The 7,860-nt window shown below is 58.4% G+C and carries 7 protein-coding genes; 5 read left to right on the forward strand and 2 right to left on the reverse strand.

Annotation, left to right across the window (positions count from 1 at the left end):
• Nucleotides 1–159: 159 nt before the first annotated feature.
• Entirely contained in the window at nt 160–1,248 is a 1,089-nt protein-coding gene (locus DXD77_RS07970; RefSeq protein WP_117563983.1) for a putative manganese transporter, read from the reverse strand.
• A 171-nt stretch (nt 1,249–1,419) separates the two neighbouring features.
• On the opposite strand from DXD77_RS07970, the gene DXD77_RS07975 reads away from it, so the two are divergent.
• From DXD77_RS07975 to DXD77_RS07995, 5 genes are all read left to right on the forward strand, one after another.
• Nucleotides 1,420–2,388 (forward strand): 3'-5' exonuclease, encoded by a 969-nt coding sequence (locus DXD77_RS07975; protein WP_117648375.1) that lies wholly within the window; start codon nt 1,420–1,422, stop codon nt 2,386–2,388.
• Between the two features lie 349 nt (nt 2,389–2,737).
• Nucleotides 2,738–3,928 (forward strand): hypothetical protein, encoded by a 1,191-nt coding sequence (locus tag DXD77_RS07980; protein ID WP_117563985.1) that lies wholly within the window; start codon nt 2,738–2,740, stop codon nt 3,926–3,928.
• A 419-nt stretch (nt 3,929–4,347) separates the two neighbouring features.
• Nucleotides 4,348–4,713 carry a helix-turn-helix transcriptional regulator gene (locus DXD77_RS07985; RefSeq protein ID WP_117563986.1) on the forward strand — a complete coding sequence of 122 codons (366 nt, stop codon included), beginning with the start codon at nt 4,348–4,350 and terminating at the stop codon, nt 4,711–4,713.
• Nucleotides 4,714–4,776: 63 nt separating this feature from the next.
• A complete protein-coding gene (locus DXD77_RS07990) occupies nt 4,777–4,995 on the forward strand; it encodes a cation transporter (protein ID WP_006235433.1) in 219 nt (72 codons plus the stop codon).
• A gap of 99 nt (nt 4,996–5,094) precedes the next feature.
• Nucleotides 5,095–7,047 (forward strand): heavy metal translocating P-type ATPase, encoded by a 1,953-nt coding sequence (locus DXD77_RS07995; protein ID WP_233502340.1) that lies wholly within the window; start codon nt 5,095–5,097, stop codon nt 7,045–7,047.
• Between the two features lie 224 nt (nt 7,048–7,271).
• On the opposite strand, the gene DXD77_RS08000 is transcribed toward DXD77_RS07995, so the two are convergent.
• Entirely contained in the window at nt 7,272–7,649 is a 378-nt protein-coding gene (locus DXD77_RS08000; RefSeq protein ID WP_089572084.1) for a metal-dependent transcriptional regulator, read from the reverse strand.
• Nucleotides 7,650–7,860: the final 211 nt, after the last annotated feature.

Below are 7,860 nucleotides of genomic sequence, written 5' to 3' on the forward strand. Positions count from 1 at the left end.
GTAGATTTTTGAGACATGCCTAAAATCTACCTTTTTGTTTTGAGCGGTGTGAGCGCTCGGAATCCATGGCTCAACAAAAAACGGGCTTCAAAATGCCATGCGTCGCCGCATTGCGCAGGCGCTGAGCATGGCTATTTGAAGCCCATTTTTTAGGCCTACTTAGAGGCCAACGGCGGAGAGGATGAGGCCCCAGCCAGCGCCGATGACGTACATCATGATCAGGAACACGGCATTTTCGCGGGCGCTGCGGTTGGTGCGGAACAGCACCAGATAACCCACGCCGGCGGAAATGAGCGTGCCGGCGAGCATCGGCGCCAGTTGCAGCGCGCCTTCCAGATACAGCTGTGTAATGACCACGCTCGCCGAGCAATTGGGAATCAGCCCGACAAGCGCCGAACCCAGGACAGCGAGTGTCTCGTTGCCGCGCAGGAACTGCTCGATCGCGGACTCGCCGAACGTCTCGAGCACGGCGACCAGAATCAGCGTCACCAGAAAAATGAATACCGAGACCTGCACGGTGTGCGAGATCGCACTGCGGATGATCGACAGGACAGGCGTCCCTTCGTGGGAGTGAGAGTGACCGTGACCATCATGGTGTTCATGTTCGCCCTCATGACCGTGATCGTGGCCATGTCCGTGTTCGTGCTCGTCCTCGTCTTCATCACAACCGCAATGGTCGCGCTCGCACAGCTCGTGGATGTGGTCGGCGCTCACGCCTGCCTCGGCCACCTCGTCGATGATGTCACCGCCGCTGTGGTCGTCGTGCGCGCAGTTCACGTGGGCCGGGTTGGCCGCGGTTCCCAGCACGGTACGGCGAATCGCCGCGTGCGCGCGGGCGTTACGGCGCAGGCCGCGAATGGCAGCGTCCACGATAAAACCCGTGACCAGTGCGATCAGCGCTTTCGAAGCCAAAAGCATCGCCATAGTCTGCACGGGAACCTGCTCGGCAAGCAACAGCGGCAGCATCTCATCGGAGGTCGAAAGGAACACCGCCACCAACGTGCCCAAGGTCACGACACGGCCGGCGTACAGCGTTGCTGCCATGGCCGAAAATCCGCACTGCGGCACAATGCCCAGCAGCGAGCCAACCACGGGACCCGCAGCGCCGGCGCGCTTGATAGCGCCGTTGACGCGGTCGCCCGCAACGTGCTCAAGTGTCTCGAGAGCAAGATACGTCACCAACAAAAACGGCACCAGCGACAGCGTGTCCTTGCCGGCGTCGAGCAGAATATCAATCAGTAAATCCATGACGGATGGAACCTTTCGTGTCTTTCGGCAGCATTGTAAAAGTCCTAGCGGTCAACTAGGGTATTGTAGTTGTCCCGGGCGCGGTGCCAATAGTTGCCTATGGTAAACTATCATCTCGCCATAACTCAGTAACCTCGAGCCGCACAACGCGGCCCGTCCAAGGAGTAGCATATGAACGTATCGCAAGCACTCGAATACGAGCGCCAGCCGTTTATCCCCATGTTTATCTACGGCGATCACGGCGCCATGGAGTCCGAGCGCCAGAAGGGCGAAGAGGCCCTCAAGGTGCTCGAGACCGAGTACTTTACCGCCGAGGGCGACCCCGGCTTCGACTTTGTCACCGTGCGCGACCTGGCCGACCGCAACCGCGACCTGTGCGACCAGATTGGCGAGGCGCGTCTGCGCAACGTGACGCCCGCGACGCTCTCGCGCGGCCTGTCCGATGCTGACACCTGCGCCGCCATCGGCAAGATGCAAAAGCGCACTGCCGCGTCCGTTATGCGCGAAATCCGCGGCGACCGCGACGCGCTCGGCGTGGCCTACGCCCGCAAACCCATCCAGGGCACCGTGCTCGGTATCGACATCGAGACCACCGGCCGTGCACCCGAGCGCGGCTATATCATCAACGTGGGCTGGGAGATCATGGAGCTCACCAGCGACGCCGTCCCGCACGACGCCGAGGCACACTACTGCGGCCTGCCCGACATCTACCGCGGCGAGGATGTACCGCTGTCGAATATCCACCACATCACCTGGGACGACATCGACGGCAAAACGCCCTTCCGCGAGAACAAGGAGCTGCAAAAGCAGCTGCTCAAGCTTATGAAGAAGTACCCGTACATGGCGCATAACGCCGCCTTTGAGGACAGCTGGTTCAAGATTCACCTGGACGGTTACGCCGAGGCACGCCGCGCGGGTAAGATCATCGTCATCGACTCGCGCCAGATCTGCCGCAGCCTGGACGCCGACGCGCGCTCGCTCCCCCGCGAGTCCGCCCCCGCCGCGCTCGAGAACTGGGCACGCCGTCGCGGCACCCTCGCGCCCGACGCCAACGAGCAGCATCTGGGTCTGGACGACACCGACCTCATGCTCCGCACGGTACAGGCCGAGTTCAACCTCAAGAACCTATTCGCGAAATAGCAACGCCTGCGACAAACACTACTTGCTCACGAGCGGCCTCGCAGTGGGAAACACCGCAGCGGGGCCGCCCTACGTTCCACAGATAGATCTGCCATCACAAATTCTGAACCCTCATTTTGAACGATTTCGGCCAATTCCCGACACGTAATTCGTTGTCGGATGGTGATGCATCGATATCAAATGTGCAGCAATTGAGTTTTTATATGCTATAGCTAAGCTGCGATAACATTGATTTTAGGCGTGCCAACCCATAATTGCGTCAAGCTTTTGGACAGCATTTGGTTAGGCCCCTAAAACGACTTTCCCACTCAGCGCCATCAACACGGCATTAGCTGACACGATATATACCATGAGTATCGTATTGTCACATACCACTGCAAAAGCGGTCTACCAGGCCGCGCATTCGGCGTCTGCGAAAGACACCGAGCCCTGTAACCCTGCTGCGATTTATGGATCATGTCCCACCGGAACGCTCCTTGACGCAGCCGCAGAATGGCTCACCAAACACGATGTTTCTCTCGACGCAAATGATTGCCTCGAGGTAATGGTGTTTGATCGCAGGAATGCGCGCTATGCACTGAACTGTCAATGCCACGTTTCGTCAAAACGATTCTCGAACTCACGCTTTATAGAGCTCAAAGATGGCATCTTTATTGTTGGCGTTGAGCTTTGCGCACTTCAGGCCGCCACCTATCTCCCTTTTCGCGAACTGGTGGAGTACTACTTTGAATTGTGCGGCGTTTACTCCCTTGGAACCGACTCTTCCACCTCCTATATCGAGCGTTTCGCGCTCACCTCGACCGAGAGGTTAAAACAGTTCTTTAATTCCATTACCAGATGCGACGGTCTGGCCCTTGCCCGAAAGGCGATCCAATATGTGCGCGACGGATGCCGGTCTCCTATGGAAACGGCCTTTGTCATGATGCTAACGCTGCCCAAAAGCGAAGGAGGGCTTGGTATTAAGGGAATTGAGACCGATTACGAGGTGCAGGTCACCGCTGCCGCAAAGAATCTCACGAGACGCAATAAGTTCTTTATGGATGCGTATCTAAAGAAATCTCGCGCAGACATTGAATACAACGGGTTTTATCATGACGCGGAAGAAGACCGCGCCATCGATGAGGAGCGCAAGAATGCGCTTGCGTCCATGGGATACGGAATCATCACCGTCAGTCGTTATTCCTTTATGCATGCCAGCGCTTTCGTTAGGGTCATGGAGGCGATCCAACGGAAAGAGGGCATACGCCCCTCGCGTCTGCCAAAAGACTTTCAAATCATGCAAGAGGACCTGAGACAGTTTGTGCTCAGAAGGTTTATAGAAGAGAAAAAGCGAATTCAGAAGCAGCTTCGCCAGGATTCCGAAGATCGTCAACGAATCGACCTCGAAAAAGCAACACTCGAAGGTATCGCGCTGGATGACCCGACAATAAATGAAGTTCCGGCAATCGATGACATGCAGACTGTCGAATCCGACAGCCCATCATTTGCCCAAATAAGCAGCCTCGCGCCCGAGGGCAGAATCTTCGGGGCCGGAAGCTAGACCGACTAACAAGGTGGGTACCCTAGCGATGTGCAAAATTGCGAGTATTCAGCAGGGTCGGCCCTCCAGCACCCACAAGTTAATCCAAATGAGAAACAAAAACGCTATCGAACGGGAACGTTAGGCAACATTTGAGGAAGACCTTGTCTGTTTACCGCCCTTGGATAACTCTTGAGCGGCTTTATTTGGCCTGGAATAGATTAACGGACCCCCTATAGTTGCAGAATACTCCAATTTTTGCACGGCGCGGGGGCACCCACCCCGGCATCGGCTATCAAAACCGCTCAGTCCGGAATCTCGTCCACTATTCCCCATCATTTTGTGCGACGAATTACCTGAACATCATTGACATATGAACATGCGCTCATATAATCGGAAGTAAGTTATATGAGCGCATGTTCATATGAAAGGATATTGCAATGAGCATCCGCGTTGATGAAACGAAACCCGACATCGAGGCCACCGAGCCGATCGTCCCCACCACCTGCTCGCCCGAGGACCTTCCCGACGAGGAGCTTCTCTACGACCTTGCCGACCTGTTCAAGGTCTTCAGCGACACCACGCGCATCAAGATTCTCTATGCCCTCATGGGCCGCGAGCTCTGCGTGGCTGACATCGCCGAAGCGACCGCGACCTCGCAGTCTGCGGTGTCGCACCAGCTGCGCACGCTTAAGCAGTCGCACCTGGTCAAGTTCCGCCGCGACGGCCGCAACATTCTCTACTCGCTCGCCGACGATCACGTCTACACCATGCTCAACCAGGGCATGAGCCATATCTGCGAATAGCGATCAACCACGGTATCAGCGCGGCCGGCACCCAGACCGCTAACACAGGGAAAGGAACCCACCATGAAAAAGCAGTTTAAGCTCGACGAGATCGATTGCGCCAACTGCGCGCGTGAACTTCAGGACGAGCTGGCTAAGCTCGATGGCGTCAAGTCCGTTTCGGTCAACTTTATGACCCAGAAGCTGACGCTCGAGGCCGACGACGCCGAGTTCGACGAGGTCCTGGACCGCGTCGTTGAGTTCACCGCCGACGCCGAGCCGGACTGCGAGATCATTCTCTAACCCGCGCATACGTTGACCTGCGAGGCCGCGCTTGCCGCGGCCTTTTCTCGCGAAATTATATGAGCGAGTGTTCATACACTCAAATGAGAGGTTTGAATCATGACAGCCGCCGATCCCAAAAAGAATAAGAAGAAGCGCAAGAAGAAAGAGTCCCTTGAGCATAAGCGCAACCGCATCCTGGTAGCACTGGGCATTTTTGCCGTGGTGTACGCCCTCGATGAGCTCGGCACCCTCACCGCCGCATTCGGCACCCCGGGCGACATCTACGCCAGCTTTGTGCTGTTCCTCGTGCCGTTTTTGATTGCCGGCTACGACGTACTGCAAAAGGCATTCAATAACGTCCGCCGCGGCAAGGCCTTCGACGAGAGCTTCCTCATGGCCGTCGCGACCATCGGCGCGTTTGCCATGGTGCTCTTCCCCGATACCGACCCGCACATGGCCGAAGGCGCTGCCGTCATGCTGTTCTACCAGGTCGGCGAGCTGTTCCAGGCATACGCCGTGGGCAAGAGCCGCAAGTCGATCAGTGCCATGATGGACATCGCGCCCGACTACGCTAACGTCGAGCAAGCCGACGGCACACTCGAACAGGTCTTTCCCGATGACATCGCCGTCGGCACCGTGATCGTGGTCAAGCCCGGCGAGCGCGTGCCTATCGACGGCGTCATCGTCGAGGGCGAAACCCAGCTCGACACCGCCGCACTCACGGGCGAGTCGGTCCCCCGCCCGGCCAAGACCGGCGACGATATCATCAGCGGTTGCATCAACATGACGGGCCTCATCCACGTGCGCACCACCAAGCCCTTTGGCGAGTCAACCGTCGCGCGTGTTCTGGAGCTCGTGGAGAATGCCAGCGAAAAGAAGGCGCGCACCGAGAACTTCATCACGCGCTTTGCCCGCGTCTACACCCCCGCCGTCACTGGCGCTGCCGCGGTGCTCGCGCTTGGCGGCGGCCTGGTGACTGGCGCTTGGTCCGATTGGATCCTGCGCGGCCTGACCTTCCTGGTCGTCAGCTGCCCGTGCGCCCTCGTGATCAGCGTACCGTTGAGTTTCTTTGGCGGCATCGGCGGCGCGTCCAAGCTGGGCGTTCTCATCAAGGGCTCCAACTACCTCGAGACGCTCGCCGACGTGGACACCATCGTCTTCGACAAAACGGGCACCCTCACCAACGGCACGTTCTCAGTCGTCGCGGTGCACCCCGAGGCTGGCTATACCGAGCAGTCGCTGCTCGAAGTCGCAGCCCTTGCTGAGTCGTTCTCCGATCACCCCATCGCGCAGTCCGTGCGCGACGCCTACCAGGGCGAGGTCGACCCCAAGCGCGTGAGCGACTCCGCCAACGACGCGGGCCACGGCGTGACGGCAACCATCGACGGCAAGCACGTCGTCGTTGGCAACGCCAAAATGCTCGCCGCGGCCGGCGTTGAAGCACCGGACTGTGAGGTTGTCGGCACGATCCTCCACGTGCTCGTTGACAGCGTGTACGCCGGCCACATCGTGATTGCAGACACCGTTAAGGCCGATGCGGAGCAAACGATTCGCGACCTGCATGCCGCCGGTATCAACCGCACCGTCATGCTCACGGGCGACCGCGAGGAGGTTGCAGCGTCTGTGGCCAAGCAACTCGGTCTCGACGAGTTCCACGCGCAGCTCCTGCCGGGCGACAAGGTCGAGCGCGTTGAGGCGCTACTCGCGGCCGAAAGTGGCAAGGGCAAGCTCGCCTTTGTCGGCGACGGTATCAACGACGCTCCTGTGCTTACGCGCGCCGATGTGGGCATTGCCATGGGCGCCATGGGCTCCGACGCCGCGATCGAGGCCGCCGACGTGGTGCTGATGGACGACAAGCCGTCCAACATTTCCCGCGCGATCCGCGTGGCGCGCAAGACCATGTCGATTGTTTGGCAGAACATAATCTTTGCGCTGGGCATTAAGCTGCTGATCCTTGTGCTGGCAGCGCTGGGTATCGCCAATATGTGGCTTGCCGTCTTTGGCGACGTAGGCGTGGCGATCATCGCTATCCTGAACGCCATGCGCGCGATGGGTGTCAAGAACCTGTAGCGCCTGTGGTCCCTCCGGCCGGGACCGGGCTTGGTTTTGAAAACGTCCTCGACCAATGAAGCGCCCCCGTTCTGCTCCTTCGGAGCTACGAACGGGGGCGCTTCTGGTCTGCGGAGTGTTTTCAAAAACCAAGCCCGGTCCCGGCCTGCGGTAACGTTGCTGGCGGTTCTTGGGCATCGCTTGCTGGCGGGGTTCCTTGTCTGAGTTGGACTTGGTTGGCGGGGCTACTGGTCCCGGTCGCTGTCCCGTCCCAGCATCGCCCTCAGCTTCTCAAAGCTTTCCTCGCTCAGGCAGTGCTCCATGTGGCAGCCCTCTTGCGACGCGACCTCAGCCGAAACACCCGCATCCTCCAGCAGCCCCACGAAAAAGCAGTGGCGCTCCCACATTTGACGGGCAACCTCAAGACCGCGTTCCGTCAGATGCACGTCGCGTTTGCCCATCTCCACGTAGCCGGTGCTCTCCAAGGCCGCCATGGCTTTAGAGACGCTTGCTTTGGTTACGCCCAAGTATTCGGCAACGTCGATCGAGCGCACGATGCCCTGACGTTCCGATAGGACGTAGATCGATTCGAGATAGTCTTCTCCGGATTCACGTAGGGCCATGGGCCGCCTTTCGCGATGATTGCTAGTTAGCCTTTGGATACTTTTGCTTGATTTACTTTACCGCAAAAGTTGCCCATGTCTTACTACTTTGCCTAAAAGTTAGCCGTGTTTCACAAAACATGCGGGACGAAAACAAAATGGGGACGCCCCGCAAGGAGTGTCCCCAGCTGCCGGCAGAGACGATATGAGCAGGACATAAAAACATTGAGAG

The organism is Collinsella sp. TM09-10AT (genome assembly GCF_003436275.1).
In the GTDB taxonomy this organism is placed as follows: Bacteria; Actinomycetota; Coriobacteriia; order Coriobacteriales; family Coriobacteriaceae; genus Collinsella.